At 66.4% G+C, this 15,767-nt stretch carries 15 protein-coding genes; 13 read left to right on the top strand and 2 right to left on the bottom strand.

Annotated features, from left to right (window positions below; translation table 11 throughout):
* Positions 1–133: 133 nt before the first annotated feature.
* The 11 genes from ugpA (at position 134) to B146_RS0112715 (ending at position 11,185) form a co-directional block, all read left to right on the top strand.
* Entirely contained in the window at positions 134–1,021 is an 888-nt protein-coding gene (gene ugpA / locus B146_RS0112665) for a sn-glycerol-3-phosphate ABC transporter permease UgpA (protein ID WP_019996816.1), read from the top strand.
* Positions 1,021–1,869, top strand: a complete 849-nt coding sequence (ugpE, locus tag B146_RS0112670; RefSeq protein ID WP_019996817.1) for a sn-glycerol-3-phosphate ABC transporter permease UgpE — start codon at positions 1,021–1,023, stop codon at positions 1,867–1,869. The genes ugpA and ugpE overlap by 1 nt, the downstream gene beginning before the upstream one ends.
* 4 nt (positions 1,870–1,873) lie before the next feature.
* Positions 1,874–2,926, top strand: a complete 1,053-nt coding sequence (gene ugpC, locus B146_RS0112675; protein ID WP_019996818.1) for a sn-glycerol-3-phosphate ABC transporter ATP-binding protein UgpC — start codon at positions 1,874–1,876, stop codon at positions 2,924–2,926.
* Between the two features lie 188 nt (positions 2,927–3,114).
* A complete protein-coding gene (locus B146_RS0112680) occupies positions 3,115–4,068 on the top strand; it encodes a sugar-binding transcriptional regulator (RefSeq protein ID WP_026358571.1) in 954 nt (317 codons plus the stop codon).
* Between the two features lie 394 nt (positions 4,069–4,462).
* Positions 4,463–5,776 (top strand): ABC transporter substrate-binding protein, encoded by a 1,314-nt coding sequence (locus tag B146_RS0112685; RefSeq protein ID WP_019996820.1) that lies wholly within the window; start codon positions 4,463–4,465, stop codon positions 5,774–5,776.
* Positions 5,777–5,953: 177 nt separating this feature from the next.
* On the top strand, positions 5,954–6,817 hold the full coding sequence (locus B146_RS0112690) for a carbohydrate ABC transporter permease (protein WP_019996821.1): 864 nt from the start codon (positions 5,954–5,956) through the stop codon (positions 6,815–6,817).
* A 3-nt stretch (positions 6,818–6,820) separates the two neighbouring features.
* Positions 6,821–7,651: a carbohydrate ABC transporter permease gene (locus tag B146_RS0112695; RefSeq protein ID WP_019996822.1), complete on the top strand. Its 831-nt coding sequence runs from the start codon at positions 6,821–6,823 to the stop codon at positions 7,649–7,651.
* Positions 7,652–7,664: 13 nt separating this feature from the next.
* On the top strand, positions 7,665–8,669 hold the full coding sequence (locus tag B146_RS0112700) for an ABC transporter ATP-binding protein (protein ID WP_019996823.1): 1,005 nt from the start codon (positions 7,665–7,667) through the stop codon (positions 8,667–8,669).
* Between the two features lie 244 nt (positions 8,670–8,913).
* Entirely contained in the window at positions 8,914–10,383 is a 1,470-nt protein-coding gene (locus B146_RS0112705) for a mannitol dehydrogenase family protein (protein WP_019996824.1), read from the top strand.
* Between the two features lie 128 nt (positions 10,384–10,511).
* Positions 10,512–10,718: a hypothetical protein gene (locus B146_RS0112710; protein ID WP_019996825.1), complete on the top strand. Its 207-nt coding sequence runs from the start codon at positions 10,512–10,514 to the stop codon at positions 10,716–10,718.
* Between the two features lie 212 nt (positions 10,719–10,930).
* Positions 10,931–11,185, top strand: a complete 255-nt coding sequence (locus tag B146_RS0112715; protein WP_019996826.1) for a hypothetical protein — start codon at positions 10,931–10,933, stop codon at positions 11,183–11,185.
* Positions 11,186–11,471: 286 nt separating this feature from the next.
* On the opposite strand, the gene B146_RS29010 is transcribed toward B146_RS0112715, so the two are convergent.
* Both B146_RS29010 and B146_RS0112725 read right to left on the bottom strand, forming a co-directional pair.
* A complete protein-coding gene (locus B146_RS29010) occupies positions 11,472–11,645 on the bottom strand; it encodes a hypothetical protein (RefSeq protein WP_019996827.1) in 174 nt (57 codons plus the stop codon).
* An 87-nt stretch (positions 11,646–11,732) separates the two neighbouring features.
* The gene (locus B146_RS0112725) at positions 11,733–12,806 is read right to left on the bottom strand and encodes a sigma-54-dependent Fis family transcriptional regulator (RefSeq protein ID WP_019996828.1); all 1,074 of its coding nucleotides are present in this window, start codon (positions 12,804–12,806) and stop codon (positions 11,733–11,735) included.
* 192 nt (positions 12,807–12,998) lie between these two features.
* Here B146_RS0112725 and adh point away from each other — a divergent pair, with 192 nt between their 5' ends.
* Both adh and B146_RS25925 read left to right on the top strand, forming a co-directional pair.
* Positions 12,999–14,510 (top strand): aldehyde dehydrogenase, encoded by a 1,512-nt coding sequence (adh, locus tag B146_RS0112730; protein ID WP_019996829.1) that lies wholly within the window; start codon positions 12,999–13,001, stop codon positions 14,508–14,510.
* Positions 14,511–14,714: 204 nt separating this feature from the next.
* Positions 14,715–15,761: a sensor histidine kinase gene (locus tag B146_RS25925; RefSeq protein WP_019996830.1), complete on the top strand. Its 1,047-nt coding sequence runs from the start codon at positions 14,715–14,717 to the stop codon at positions 15,759–15,761.
* Positions 15,762–15,767 lie beyond the last annotated feature (6 nt).

Consider the following 15,767-nt stretch of genomic DNA (forward strand, 5'->3'; position numbering starts at 1 on the left):
ATGCTTCGGGCCAGGGGGTCGATGCGGCCTCGCGTCGCCCGTTCCCAAGCATTCCTGCGAAGGGCGAACCATCCCTTAGCGACCCCGCGCTGCCGGGTCGTCACCCCATCTCCAGAGACCCAAGGCTTACAAGATGGCCTCTCCTCGCGTCGTCTTTCCCAACAAGGTGCTGCCCTATCTCCTGCTCGCACCGCAGATCGCGCTGACGCTGGTCTTCTTCTACTGGCCGAGCGCGCAGGCGCTCTACCAGTCGACCCTGCGCGAGGACGCCTTCGGGCTCGCCACCGAATTCGTCGGGCTCGCGAACTTCCAGGCCGTGCTGTCCGATCCGAACTATCTGCATTCGCTTCGGGTGACGCTGGTCTTCAGCTTCGCGACGGCGGCGCTCGCCATGGGCCTGTCGCTCTTTCTCGCCTCGGCGGCCGAGACGGTCGTGCGTGGCAAGGGCATCTACCGCACGCTCCTGATCTGGCCCTATGCGGTGGCGCCCGCCGTCGCGGGCCTTCTCTGGCTCTTCATGTTCAGCCCGACCATGGGCACCTTCGCCTATATGCTGCGGGCCACCGGCTACAATTGGGACCCGCTCCTCAACGGCGATCAGGCCATGGTCATGGTGGTGGTCGCGGCAGCCTGGAAGCAGATCAGCTACAATTTCCTGTTCTTCGTCGCGGCGCTCCAGTCCGTGCCCCGCTCCCTGATCGAGGCCGCCGCCATCGACGGCGCGCGCGGCCCCAAGCGCTTCTGGACGATCGTCTTCCCGCTGATCGCGCCGACCAGTTTCTTTCTTCTGGTGGTGAACTGCGTCTACGCCTTTTTCGACACGTTCGGCATCATCCATGCCGTGACGGGCGGCGGGCCCGCCAAGGCGACCGAAACGCTGGTCTACAAGGTCTATAACGACGGCTTCGTGAATCTCGACCTCGGCTCCTCGGCGGCCCAGTCCGTGATCCTCATGGCGATCGTGATCGCCCTCACCGCCGTCCAGTTCCGTTTCGTCGAGCGCAAGGTTCATTACGCCTGATGGTCGAACAGCGCCCCCTCGCCCGGGCTTTCGCCCATCTCGTCCTGATCCTCGGCGTCCTCATCGTCGCCTTCCCGATCTACTATACGTTCGTCGCCTCGACGCAGACGCTCCAGACCATTCTCTCGCCGCCCCTGCCGCTGACGCCCGGCGGAGAGTTCGCCGACAATTACGGCACGGCGCTGTTTTCGGGCGTCAGTCAGATCGGCGGCGTCAGCATCGCGCGGCTCCTGTGGAACACCGCCGTGGTGGCGACCGCCATCGCGGTCGGCAAGATCGTGATCTCGATCCTCTCGGCCTTCGCCATCGTCTATTTCCGCTTTCCCGGCCGGATGGTGGCCTTCTGGCTGATCTTCATCACGCTGATGCTGCCGGTGGAAGTGCGCATCCTGCCGACCTACAAGGTGATCGTCGATCTCGGCCTGATCGACACCTATACGGGCCTCACGCTGCCGCTCATGGCCTCGGCCACGGCCACCTTCCTGTTCCGCCAGTTCTTCATGACGATCCCGGCCGAGCTGGTGGAGGCCGCGCGCATCGACGCGGCGGGTCCGCTGCGCTTCCTGCGCGACATCCTGATCCCGCTCTCTAAGACCAATATCGCGGCGCTCTTCGTGATCCTCTTCATCTATGGCTGGACGCAGTATCTCTGGCCGCTTCTGATCACGAACGACAATTCGATGAACACGATCGTCATTGCGTTGAAGAAGATGGTCTCCTTCGCCGACGCCGAAACTCCGTGGAACCTCGTCATGGTCACCGCGATCTTCGCCATCCTTCCCCCGGTCCTTGTCGTGGTGCTCATGCAGCGCTGGTTCGTCAAGGGACTGGTCGAGTCCGAGAAGTAACCCCATGGCCTCCATCACCCTCGACGACGTCCGCAAGCGCTATGGCGAGACGGAGGCCGTGCGCGGCGTCTCGCTCGATATCCGAGACGGCGAATTGCTCGTGCTGGTCGGCCCGTCGGGCTGCGGCAAGTCCACGCTGCTGCGCATGATCGCGGGCCTCGAATCCATCACATCGGGCACGATCCGCATCGGGGATCGCGTGGTCAACGATGTCGAGCCCGCCGATCGGAACATCGCCATGGTGTTCCAGAACTACGCGCTCTACCCGCACATGACGGTGCGCCAGAATCTGTCCTACGGGCTGAAGAACCGGGGCATGAAGGCGGCCGAGATCGAGCGGCGCGTCGCGGACGCGGCGAAGTCTCTGGAGATCGCCGCCTTCCTCGACCGCAAGCCCGGCCAGCTCTCGGGCGGCCAGCGCCAGCGCGTCGCCATGGGCCGGGCCATCGTGCGCGAGCCCGCGGCCTTCCTGTTCGACGAGCCCTTGTCCAATCTCGACGCCAAGCTGCGCGTGCAGATGCGCGTCGAAATCCGCCGCCTCCAGCGCGCGCTCGACACGACCAGCGTCTATGTCACGCACGACCAGATGGAGGCGATGACGCTGGCCGATCGCCTCGTCGTCCTGAACGGCGGCCTCGTCGAGCAGGTCGGCGCGCCGATCGATCTCTACGAGCGGCCGGCCAGCCTGTTCGTCGCGGGCTTCGTCGGCTCGCCCGGCATGAACCTTCTCGCATCATCTGGCGGCGCCGGGGGCGGCCCGCTCGCGGTTCCCCGCTTCGCGCCGACGGGCGACGGGCCGTACACGCTCGGCGTTCGCCCCGAAGCCTTCGTTCTCGGCGAGGGAACGGACGGGTTCTCGGCGAATGTCGTCGTCACCGCCGTCGAGCTGGTCGGAGCGGAAAGCTATGTCCATGGCACGATCGAGAACAGCGCGACGCCCCTCACCTTCCGCGTTCCCGGCCGCACGCGGCTCGACATGGGCGAGCGGGTCGCGGTCTTCGCCCCCAGCGCCGCGCTCCATGCGTTTGGCGCGGACGGCAAACGCCTGGGTGCCTGACGCGTCCTGGACGAGGGCGGCTTTGCGAGCCGGCGGCGCGTCATCCGGCCCGCCTCGCTGCCGGGACATGCCGAGATCGGATCGGCGTTCGATCGACGCCCTTTCGATCGCACCGCGCGACGCGGGCTTCCTATCTTGCCAGGGCGGCCCATTGAAGCATACCTCTCCGGCGGAATGGAGGGCATGGAATGGGGCGCTCATTGGGCGAAGAGACATCGCGCTTGGATATCGCCGCGAAAGCGGGATGGCTCTACTACGTCGCCGGCAAGACGCAGGAAGAGATCGCGCAGATCCTGAAGCTCTCCCGCCCGAGCGTCCAGCGGCTCGTGTCGCTCTCCATGAGCGCGGGGCTGGTCAAGATGCGGATCGACCATCCGATCAGCTCCTGCATGGAACTGGCGGACGAGTTGAAGGCGAAATTCGGCCTGTCCTTCGCCGAGGTGACGCTGAGCGACCCGACCTCCGCGTCCACCGTTCTCGGCATCGCCGAGGCCTGCGCCAGCGAGATGGAGCGGCGCCTGTCGGTCGGCGAACCGACCGTGCTGGCGGTCGGCACCGGGCGAACCTTGAAGGAGGCGGTCAAGCGCATGCCCTCCATGCATTGCCCGCAGCATCGCATCGTGTCGCTGGCGGGCAATGTCGGGCTGGACGGGTCTGCCTCGGTCTACAACGTCGTCTTCTCCATGGCCGACAAAGTTCAGGCGCCGCACTATCCCATGCCGGTGCCCGTGGTCGCTTCCTCGCCCAAGGAGCGCACGCTCCTTCACGAGTTGAGCGGCGTGCGCTCGACGCTGCAACTGGCGATGGACGCGCAAAGCGCCTTTGTCGGCATCGGCGATGTCGGGCCGCAGGCGCCGCTCGTGCTCGACGGCTACATCACGCCGGACGAAGTGACGGAGGTGCAGAAGGCCGGAGCCGTGGGAGAAATCTGCGGCTGGCTCTACGATGCCGGGGGCACGATCCTCGACTGCGCCTTCAACGCCCGCGTCGCCAGCGTGCCGATCCCCTCGGTCGACCGCTGCGAAGTGATCGCCGTCGCGATGGGTCCCGCCAAGAAGCCGGCGCTCGCGGCTGCGCTCGGCCGCCTCGTCAACGGCGTCATCACGGACGAGCGAACCGCGCGGTCTCTCCTCGGGCGGTAACCTCCCTCGACGCAAAGAGCGTTCGCCGAAGAAACGGCGCGACATGCCGGGCGCGCCGCTCCCGGCCGGCATGGAAACCTGCGCCTGACATGGCCCGGCGGAACGCCACGCCGACAAGCCGAGCACCGTCGCGCGAGACGAGCTTCGTTTCTCCGCCCGACACGCCTTGCGACCTCCCCTCCCTGCAAAACCATCCCCCAGCCGACGCCCTCTGCAGCCAACCCCGCCTCCACAGCGGGGCAGGCCGAATGCTGCCCTGCAGCACGCGTCGAAGGAGCGTGGACATGTCGCGGCGACAAAGCGCGGGAACGGAGCGACGCTTGACAGTCCGTTCAACATCCTGAACAATTGCTCTCGACCTGATCAATTGCTCAGGGGTCTTTGGGAGGACAACATGGGTTTTCGGCACGTACTGGCGGCCGCGGTCTCCACGCTTGCGCTGGCGGGATCGGCGAACGCGGAAACGCTCACGATCGGCACCGTCAACAACAATGACATGATCGTCATGCAGAGCCTGACGGGCGAGTTCACCAAGGCTCACCCGGATATCCAGGTGAACTGGGTGACGCTCGAGGAGAACGTGCTGCGCCAGCGCGTCACCACCGACATCGCCACCAAGGGCGGCCAGTTCGACATCATGACGATCGGCACCTACGAGGTTCCGATCTGGTCCGGCAAGGGCTGGCTCGCGCCGCTCGAGGCGCTCGGCCCGGACTACGATGCCGACGACCTCCTGCCGCCGATCCGCTCGGCGCTCTCGACCGACGGCAAGCTCTATGCGGCTCCGTTCTACGCCGAGAGCGTGATGACCATGTACCGCAAGGACCTTCTGGAGAAGGCCGGCCTGACCATGCCGGAAAAGCCGACCTGGGCCTTCATCGCGGAAGCCGCGGAGAAGATGACCGACAAGTCGGCCGGCGTTTACGGCATCTGCCTGCGCGGCAAGGCCGGCTGGGGCGAGAACATGGCCTTCCTCGGCAACATGGCCCGCTCCTTCGGCGCCAATTATTTCGACGCCGGCTGGAAGCCGCAGTTCGAGAGCGAGGGCTGGAAGAAGGCCGTCTCCCTCTATGTCGATCTCATGACCAAATACGGCCCTCCGGGCGCGGCGTCCAACGGCTTCAACGAGACGCTCTCGCTGTTCGGCCAGGGCAAGTGCGGCATGTGGATGGATGCCACGGTCGCCGCTTCCTTCGTGACGGACCCCAAGCAGAGCCAGGTGCCCGACAAGGTGGGCTTCGCCCCGGCCCCCTGCGGCATCGACAACTGCCCCAATGAGGGCGCGAACTGGCTCTGGGCCTGGTCGCTCGCCATCCCCGCTTCGTCGCAGAAGAAGGAAGCCGCCGAGACCTTCGTCTCCTGGGCGACCTCCAAGGCCTATCTCGATCTCGTCGCCAAGGAAAAGGGCCTCGCCAACGTGCCTCCCGGCACGCGCCAGTCGCTCTACAAGAACGCCGAGTATCTGAAGGCCGCGCCCTTCGCGCAGCAGACGCTGAACTCGATCGACAAGGCCAATCCGGCGATCACCGAAAACAAGCCCTATGTCGGCCTGCAGTTCGCCGCCATTCCCGAGTTCCAGGGTCTCGGCACGGCCGTCGGCCAGCAGATGGCGTCCGCCCTCTCGGGTTCGGTCACGGTGGATCAGGCGCTCGCCGCCGCGCAGGCCCAGGCGACCCGCGAAATGACGCGCGCCGGCTACATCAAGTAGGCCCAAGGCCCCACGCCCCGGCCGGCTTCGCGCCGGCCGGCGGCCTGACCTGCGTCCGACCGCTCGGACCCATTCACCCATCAAGGCTCGCCGCTCGCGCGGCGCGCCGTCTCGGTCGCGCATTTTCCGATTGAAGTCCGCGCATAGAACGCGGGCACGTCGCATGGGGAGGGAACTATGGCGACAACGCACACGAAATCCGTCGCACGCTGGATGATGATGCCCTCGGTCGTGGCACTCTTCATCTGGATGATCGTGCCGCTCGCTCTGACGCTCTACTTCTCCACGCTGCGCTATACCTATTACGACCCGCTGACGCCCTTTGTCGGCATCGAGAACTACAGCTACTTCCTGTCCGATCCGCGCTTCATCAGCGCCTTCCAGAACACGCTGATCCTCGTCGCGGGGGTTCTGGCGATCACCATGATCGGCGGCGTGCTGATCGCTCTTCTTCTCGATCAGGTCTTCTACGGGCAGACGGTGGTGCGGCTTCTCGTGCTCGCGCCCTTCTTCGTCATGCCGACCGTGGCGGCGCTGGTCTGGAAGAACATGATCATGAACCCGGTGAACGGCGTCGTCGCCTGGGCTCTCACCTCCGTCGGGCTGCAGCCGATCAACTGGCTGACCGACTATCCGCTTCTGTCGATCATCATCATCGTCGCCTGGCAGTGGCTGCCCTTCGCGACCCTGATCCTCCTGACCGCGCTGCAATCGCTCTCGGAAGAGCAGAAGGAAGCCGCCGAAATGGACGGCGCCGGGCCGATCGCCTCCTTCTTCTACATCACGCTGCCGCACATGAAGCGCGCGATCACCGTGGTGATCCTGATCCAGACGATCTTCCTTCTCTCGGTCTATGCCGAAATCTTCGTGACCACCGGCGGTGGCGAAGCCTCCTCCAACCTCCCCTTCCTGATCGCCTCGATCATCTCGCTGGAAGGCGATGTCGGAACGGCCTCCGCCGGCGCGATCGTCGCCGTCATCCTCGCCAATATCGTGTCGCTCTTCCTCGTCCGCCTCGTCGGCAAGAATCTGGAGGCCTGATCCATGGCGCGCGCCGTCTCACCCCGCCGCAAGATTCTCGTGACGATCCTCGCCTGGACCGTCGGCTTCCTGATCTTCTTCCCGATCCTCTGGACGATCCTGACCTCGTTCAAGCCCGAGATCGAAGCCATCGCGATCCCGCCGAAATTCGTCTTCTTCAACTGGACGACGGAGAACTACACCGCCATTCAGGAACAGCGGAACTACTTCTCGTTCCTGATGAACTCGATCTACCTGTCGCTCGGCTCGACGCTGCTCGGCCTTCTCTTCGCGATCCCCGCCGCCTGGGCCATGGCCTTCTCGCCGACCAAGCGCACCAAGGACGTCCTCCTCTGGATGCTGTCCACCAAGATGATGCCGGCGGTCGGCGCGCTGGTGCCGATCACCATCCTGTTCCGCACGCTCGGCCTTCTCGACAGCCGCATCGGAATGATCGTCATCCTGGCGCTGATCAACCTGCCGATCGTGGTCTGGATGCTCTACACCTACTTCAAGGAAATCCCCGGCGAAATCCTCGAGGCGGCCCGCATGGACGGCGCCAACCTGCGCCAGGAGCTCTTCCGGGTCCTCGCCCCGATGGCCGTGCCCGGCATCGCCTCGACCATTCTCCTCAACGTCATCCTCGCCTGGAACGAGGCCTTCTGGACGCTGCTTCTCACCACGACGAACGCCGCGCCGCTCAGCGCCTTCATCGCCTCCTTCTCCAGCCCGCAGGGCAATTTCTACGCGAAGCTTTCGGCCGCCTCGACGCTCGCGATCGCGCCGATCCTCATCATCGGTTGGTTCTCGCAGAAGCAGCTCGTTCGCGGTCTGACCTTCGGCGCCGTCAAGTAAGGGTTCAGACCACATGGCATCGATCCAGCTTCAGAATGTCAGCAAGCGCTTCGGCGACGCGGTCATCATTCCCGGCATCCATCTCGACATTCAGGACGGCGAGTTCGTCGTCTTCGTCGGCCCCTCGGGCTGCGGCAAGTCCACGCTGCTCCGCCTCATCGCGGGGCTCGAGGACACGTCGGGCGGCACGATCTCGATCGACGGACGGGACGTGACCAACGTGCCGCCGGCGGGCCGGGGCCTCGCCATGGTGTTCCAGTCCTACGCGCTTTATCCGCACATGTCGGTCGGCGCCAATATCGGCTTCCCGCTGAAGATGGCGGGCGAGCCGAAGGACGTGATCGAGCGCAAGGTGAAGGCCGCGGCCGCCACCTTGAACCTCACCGACTATCTCCAGCGCAAGCCGCGCGACCTGTCGGGCGGCCAGCGCCAGCGCGTCGCCATCGGCCGGGCCATCGTGCGCTCGCCGAAGGGCTTCCTCTTCGACGAGCCCCTGTCGAACCTCGACGCGGCGCTGCGCGTCAACATGCGGCTCGAGATTTCCGAACTGCACGCCCAGCTCAAGACCACGATGATCTACGTGACCCACGATCAGGTCGAGGCCATGACCATGGCCGACAAGATCGTGGTGCTGAACCGGGGCAATATCGAGCAGGTCGGCTCGCCGCTCGAACTCTACAGCAACCCGCGCAACATGTTCGTCGCCGGCTTCATCGGCTCGCCGAAGATGAACTTCCTCGGCGGCGCCCATGCGGCGCAGCATGGCGCGGCGACGATCGGCGTGCGCCCGGAACATCTGACGCTCTCCACCACGGACGGCCCGCTGAAGGGCACGGCGGGCGTCTCCGAGCATCTCGGCTCCGACACGTTTGTCCATGTGAAGATGGATTCGGGCGAAAGCGTCACCGCGCGCGTGCCGGGCGATTATCGCGTTCGCCATGGCGATCCGGTCTGGCTGACGCCCGATACGGCGCATCTGCACCGGTTCGACGCGCAAGGGCTCGCGGTCAAGGCCTGAGGGTTCGAGCCCCCGGAGCGTCGGCCCCGCCGCCGCGCTCCGGGATCGCCCTCCCCGTCTACCCGCCCCATTCGCCTCCCGGCGGACGCCGGCAAAGGAACCCTCGCGTCGTTATGGCCGGAGACGGCGAGGCGCCCGTCCCGGTCCCGCCCCGCGCCGTTTTTCGACGATTTCGATCACCGACCCGAAAGCGTGATGCATCGCATCCGCTTCTCGACCCGTCACCCTTCCAGGAGTTCGCCCGATGAGCGTGAAGCTGTCCAACGCCACTCTCTCGTCCTTGCCCGAGACCGTGAACCGCCCGGCCTATGACCGCTCGCAGCTGCGGCCGGGCATCCTTCATTTCGGCGTCGGAAACTTCCACCGGGCGCATCAGGCGCTGTATCTCGACGATCTCTTCAACCAGGGCGAGGCGCTGGACTGGGGCATCGTCGGCGCCGGCGTTCTCCCTTCCGAAGCCGCCATGCGCGATCGTCTGGTCGCGCAGGATCTCCTGACCACCGTCGTGGAACAGGACAACAACCATACCTCGGCTCGGGTGATCGGCCCGATGGTCGAGTATCTGCCGGTCGGCGACGGCGAGGCGATCATCGCCAAGCTCGCCGACCCGGCGATCCGCATCGTGTCCCTCACGATCACCGAGGGCGGCTATTTCATCGATTCCACGGGCCATTTCGACCCGGCCCATCCGGCGATCGCCGCCGACGGCGCGAACCCGGACAAGCCGAGCACGGTGTTCGGCCTGATCGCCGCCGGCCTGAAGCGCCGCCGCGCTGATGGCGTCGCCCCGTTCAGCATCATGTGCTGCGACAACATTCCCCATAACGGCAAGGTCACGCGCGACGCCGTGGCGGGCGTCGCGCAGCTGTCCGATCCCGACTTCGCGAACTGGATCAGGTCCAAGGTCGCCTTCCCCAATTCCATGGTGGATCGCATCACGCCGGCCACGATCCCCGCGCAGATCGAGGCGCTGGAAACCGAGTTCGGCGTCGTCGACCAGGCGCCCGTTTATTGCGAGGAATTCCGGCAGTGGGTGATCGAGGACACGTTTCCGACCGGTCGCCCCGCCTTCGAAAAGGCGGGCGTCACCTTCGTGGAGGACGTTGCGCCCTACGAGAACATGAAAATCCGCATCCTCAACGGCAGCCATGCCGCGATCGCCTATCCGGCCATTCTCCTCGACATTCACTTCGTCCATGACGCCATGGCGCATCCGCTGATCGAGGCGTTCCTGGAGAAGCTGAACAAGGAGGAGATCATTCCCTTCGTTCCGCCGGTGCCCGGCGTGGTGCTCGAGGACTATCGCAAGCTGATCGTCCGGCGCTTCGCGAACCCCAAGGTCGGCGACACCGTCGCGCGCCTGGCGCTGGACGGTTCGAACCGGCAGCCGAAATTCATCGTGCCGCTGATCCGCGACGGGCTCGCGGCGGGCCATGACATTTCCGGTCTGGCGCTCGTCTCGGCGCTCTGGTGCCGCGCGCTCGCGGGCCAGTCCGAAACCGGGCGGGACATGCCGCTCGTCGACCCCAACATGGACAAGATCCGCCCCGCCGCACAAGCCGCGAGCGACGACCCCAAAGCCTTCATCGGCCTTTCGGACGTCTATGGCGATCTCGTTCACCACGAGGCGTTCGTCGCGCTCTTCGCGCAGAAGCTTCGCTTCATCAGGGAACACGGCGTCGAAGCCGCGCTCAAGGACTATTTGAAGGCGTAGCCCTCCTTCGCTCGCGCGGCTGGCATTCGGCGGCTGGCACGGTCCGTTGACCATGCGTCAGAGCGCCCTTCGGCCGGAACCCCGGAAGGCGTTCCGGCGTCCTCCTTTGAAGCGACACAGGAGGATGCATGTCCAGAACGATCAACCAGCCGGGCCAGGATCTGCCGACGCCCGTTCTGCCGGGCACCGGCGACGACGACGCGATCGGGCGTCCCGATGTGGGACCGGGGATCGGCGAGGATATGCCGACCAGGCCGGTCGAGCCGAACCCGGCCGGGGAGCCCGACCCGACGCGGCCGGGCCCAGCCGTGCCGGGAATGCCGGGCGGGCTCTGATCTCCCGGCCGATGGCACTGTGTGAATTCTGAAATGGGCGGAGGCTTCGAGGAGGCCGCCGCCCGTTCGTGCGATCAACTTTTCGGGAACTGCGAGGCTCGGGCGCGAGTTATACGGGCGGTCGAATGAACCTGACGGCTTCCCGAAAAGCTCGGAGGCGTCTCGCCGTCGGCCCATTGCGGCCCGTCTCAGGTCCAGTCTCGGAGGTCACCATGCGCAAGACAGCCGCCCTCGCCCTCTTCGCCCTTCTCACCGTCACCGCCGCTCCGTCCTATGCCGCAGGCTGCCTCAAGGGCGCGGCGGTGGGCGCGGTCGGCGGGCATTTCGTCGGCAAGGGCCATTCCGTCGCGGGCGCGGCGGTCGGATGCGCGATCGGTCATCACCGCGCCAAGGTCGAGGCCCGCAAGGACGCCAAGCAACAGGCGGCCCAGGCCTCGCAGGCAGCGCAGCCTGCACAGCAGAAATAAGCTCAGCCGTTCAGAAAGGAGCGGGGCGCGGCGAGGCGTCGACGCGGCTCCGACCCGTAACGGCCAAGGGGAAAAGCACCTCAGCCCGTTCGTTCGCGCTGAACCCCCGACACGAAAAAGCCGCTGGGGATTTCACCCAACGGCTCCAGCGTCTCTTTCGAGATCGACCCTGCTTCATCAGAACGCCAGTACATCCGTGGTCGGACGATCCGCAGGGTCTCCACAGCGCCTCAACCTTTGACGGGACGCGCTGTTGAACTCGATATGGGTGAGCGACGCGGCGGTTTCAAGGGGTGGTGTTCTCATCGCGCGGCTTTCCGCCCCCCTCGTCCGTCTGGCTTACTTCTGCCGGCCCGTCCGTGACCTTGCCGACATCCATCAGGTCGTTGTCGAGCCCTTCGAACTGTTCGGCGACGATCTCGTCCTCTTGTCTGCGGTCGCTGGTCGGTATGTTGGACATGGTGCTCTCCTGTCTTCGTAAGAGAGCAAGACGCGCCGGAGGCAAAGCGTTCCCGATCGAGGAGAAGGGTCGCGCCCCTCGCCCCCGTCAGACGAGCCCGCGCTTGCGATAGCGATGGATCGTGCTGCGGTGAATGCCGAGCTGGCGGGCCGCGCGGCTGACATTGCCACTATTGGCGGCGAGCGCCGCGCCGATCGCTTCGGCCTCGCGCGCTTCCATCGTCGCCGCGCCCGGCTCGGACGCGGACCGGGCGCCGAGGTCGAGATCGCCCGCGCGCGGCAGGGCGTGGTCGGCGTCCCACTGGCCGAGCGCCGTCGCACCCGATGGCAGGCGCAGGCGCAGGCCCTCGCGGGCCGTGCCATCGACGGTGAGGATGGTCTCGAACAGGGCGTCGTCCAGCGCGTCCCAGGACAGGCCCGCGAGCGACAGGCCGCGCCGGTTGCCGGCCACCAGCCGCTCCTCGCGAAACACCAGAATGCCCTCCCGGCTGGTGCCGAGCATGGCCGGATCGCTGTGGAAGCGCAGGAGGCGGCAGTCCTGAAAGTGACGGCGGAACAGGCGGTGCTCGATCTGGTCCACCGCCAGCCGGATCAGCCCCAGCGCGTGGCCATGGCCATGGCTGGACGGGCCGGTGAGATCGAGCGCGCCGATCAGGGCGCCGCGCGGATCGGTGATCGGTGTCGCCGCGCAGCTGAGAACGCGGTGGTCGGGAAAGAAATGTTCGGCGCCGTTGACCGCGATGGCGCGCCGCTCGGCCAGCGCCGTGCCGATCGCGTTGGTGCCCGTGCTCGCTTCCTTCCAGGAAACGCCAGGGCGCAGGGCCACGGCCGCCGCGCGCGAGGCGAAGCCCGCATCGCCGATCGTATCGAGGATCATGCCGTCGCCATCGGTGAGGATGGCGACGCTCATCGTGTCTCGCGCCTCGCCCGCCAGCATTTCCAGCTCCGGGCGGCACAGGCGCCGCAGCGCGTCGTGGCGCTGATGCAGAAGGCGCAGCTCACTGTCGGTCAGAGGTTGAAGCGCGGGCGGGCGCTGTTCGGCAAGGCCGAGATCGCTGCAACGCAACCAGGATCGCAAGACGGGCTGCCGCACCGCAGCACTCGGCAATTGTCCTTCGTGGAAGAACGCCTGCCGCGCCGAGATCATGTCGCCGCTCTCCATGACGCCTTCCCCTCCCCCGACTGTCGCAAGTTGCGACACCGGCTGGTTTTACTGTCGCGCGCTGCATCGAATGCTGCATGGACCGTTGCGAAAGTTCATCACATCGCGGCGTCCCGGTCCATCCCGTGCTTGCGACGGCCCGCCGCGAGGCCGACCCTCGATCCTGCTCATCGCGAGGAATGAGGAGGTTCCATGACGATCCAGCTACCCATCACCACCCGCTCGGCCCCGTTCAAGGCGCGCTACGGCAATTTCGTCGGCGGCCGCTGGACGGAGGCCGCCGACGGGCGCACCTTCGAGAACCGCTCGCCGGTCGACGGTCGTATTCTCTGCGAGGTCGCCCGCAGCGGCGCGGAGGATATCGAGCGCGCGCTGGACGCCGCGCATGCGGCGGCGGACAGCTGGGGCCGCACCAGCGTGGCGGAGCGCTCCCTGATGCTCCTGCGCATCGCCGACCGGATGGAGGAAAATCTCGACCTCCTCGCCACCGCCGAGACCTGGGACAACGGCAAGCCGATCCGCGAAACGCGCGCCGCCGACCTGCCGCTCGCGATCGACCATTTCCGCTATTTCGCGGGCTGCCTGCGCTCGCAGGAAGGCTCGCTCTCGGAGATCGACCACGACACGGTCGCCTATCATTTCCACGAGCCGCTCGGCGTGGTCGGCCAGATCATCCCCTGGAACTTCCCGCTGCTGATGGCGGTGTGGAAGCTCGCGCCGGCGCTGGCGGCGGGCAATTGCGTGGTGCTGAAACCCGCCGAGCAGACCCCGGCCTCGATCCTCGTCCTCATGGAGCTGATCGGCGATCTCCTGCCGCCCGGCGTCGTCAATGTGGTGAACGGGTTCGGCCTGGAAGCCGGCAAGCCGCTCGCCCAGTCCAAGCGCATCGCCAAGATCGCCTTCACCGGCGAGACCTCCACCGGCCGGCTCATCATGGAATATGCCTCGGCCAATCTCATTCCGGTGACGCTGGAGCTCGGCGGCAAGAGCCCCAACATCTTCTTCGCCGACGTCGCGGCCGAGGATGACGAGTTCTTCGACAAGGCGCTCGAAGGCTTCGCCATGTTCGCCCTGAACCAGGGCGAGGTCTGCACCTGCCCGAGCCGGACCCTCGTTCACGAGTCCATCTACGACCGCTTCATGGAGCGCGCCGTGAAGCGCGTCGAGGCCATGGTGCAGGGCGATCCGCTCGACCCCGCGACCATGGTCGGCGCGCAGGCCTCGGCCGAGCAGATGGAGAAGATCCTCTCCTATTTCGACATCGGCCGCGCCGAAGGGGCCAAGGTTCTGACCGGCGGCGCGCGGGCCGAGATCGGCGGACTGGAGGGCTATTACGTGCAGCCGACCGTCCTTCACGGCAACAACCGGATGCGCGTCTTTCAGGAGGAAATCTTCGGGCCGGTCGTCTCGGTCGCGACCTTCCGGGACGACGCCGAAGCGCTCGCCATCGCCAACGACACGCTCTACGGCCTCGGCGCCGGCGTGTGGACGCGCGACGGCACGCGCGCCTATCGCATGGGCCGCGCCATCAAGGCGGGCCGCGTCTGGACCAATTGCTACCATGCCTATCCCGCCCATGCGGCCTTCGGCGGCTACAAGCAGTCCGGCATCGGGCGCGAAACGCACAAGATGATGCTGGATCACTACCAGCAGACCAAGAACATGCTCGTCAGCTATTCGCCCAAGAAGCTCGGCTTCTTCTGACCCGCCCTTCGGGCCGCCCCTTCCTTTGCGGGCGGCCTTTTCCAGCGGGCCTATCGGGCGGTTCCCGGCCTTCGCGGACGCCCGCTCCTTTCGCCGGCGTCGAGAGAAAACGCACGATGCGCCTCGAGGTCGCCCCGTCGCAATGGCGCCGCGCCGCGACACGCGCTAGAGGGCCTTTGGCAAGAGATGCCGGGGGTCGCCGGAATGATGTTCACTATCGCGACATGGGTTCGTTCGTCGCCGGCGCGCGCTTGGGGCTTGTCGCTCGTGGCCTTCGCGGTGGCTCTGGCGACGCGTTTTGCCACCGACACCTCGCTCCCGGCGGGCTTTCCCTACCTCACCTTCTTTCCGGCCGTGATCCTCACGACCTTCTTCGCAGGTGTCTGGCCGGGCCTTCTCTGCGCCGTCCTCAGCGGCTTTTCCGCTTGGTACTGGTTCATCGCACCGCATGCGACCTTCGCGGTCGGCCCTTCGGTTCTGATCGCCCTCGCATTCTACGTCTTCGTGGTCGGCGTCGATATCGTGCTGATCCATGTCATGCATGAGGCGCTCGAAGACCTCGAAGCCGAGCGGGCCGTCAATCAGCGTTTGCTGGAGCAGCAGAGCGCGCATGTTCAGGAACTGAAGGCCCGGCAAAGGCAGCAATTGCTGCTGCAGCGGGAGCTTTCGCACCGGATGAAGAACACGCTGGCCATGGTGCAGGCCGTGGTGTCGCAGAGCCTGAAGAACGCGACCGACCCGAAGGAAGCGGCGGCGATGGCGGCCGCCCGCATCCAGGCGCTGGCCCGCGCGCAGGACGTGCTGACCGCGACCGACTGGGCCGCCTCCGCTCTCGCCGATGTGGTCAAGGCGGCGGTCGCGCCCCTGGTGGATGGCCGGGACCGGATCACCGTGACGGGACCCAATGTCGAGGTCGAAGCGCGCCATGCGCTCGGCCTCGCGCTCGCGATCCACGAACTCGCCACCAACGCCACGAAATACGGCGCGCTTTCCGTCGAGACCGGAACGGTCGCGATCTCCTGGAGCGTGACCCAAGAAGGCGGGTTTGTCTTCGAATGGCGCGAACGGGGCGGACCGCCCGTCACCCCGCCGCAGCGGCGGGGCTTCGGCTCCCGGCTGACCGAACGCGTCGTGCCCGGCTATTTCGGCGGCCACGCGGACATGCGCTTCGAGCCCTCCGGCGTGATCTACGAACTCACCGGATGGCTTCTTCCCGAGGAGGGCGCGCAGGCCGAGACGTCCCCGGCCTGATCAAGC

This window comes from Aureimonas ureilytica DSM 18598 = NBRC 106430 (assembly GCF_000382705.1).
Classification (GTDB): Bacteria; Pseudomonadota; Alphaproteobacteria; order Rhizobiales; family Rhizobiaceae; genus Aureimonas; species Aureimonas ureilytica.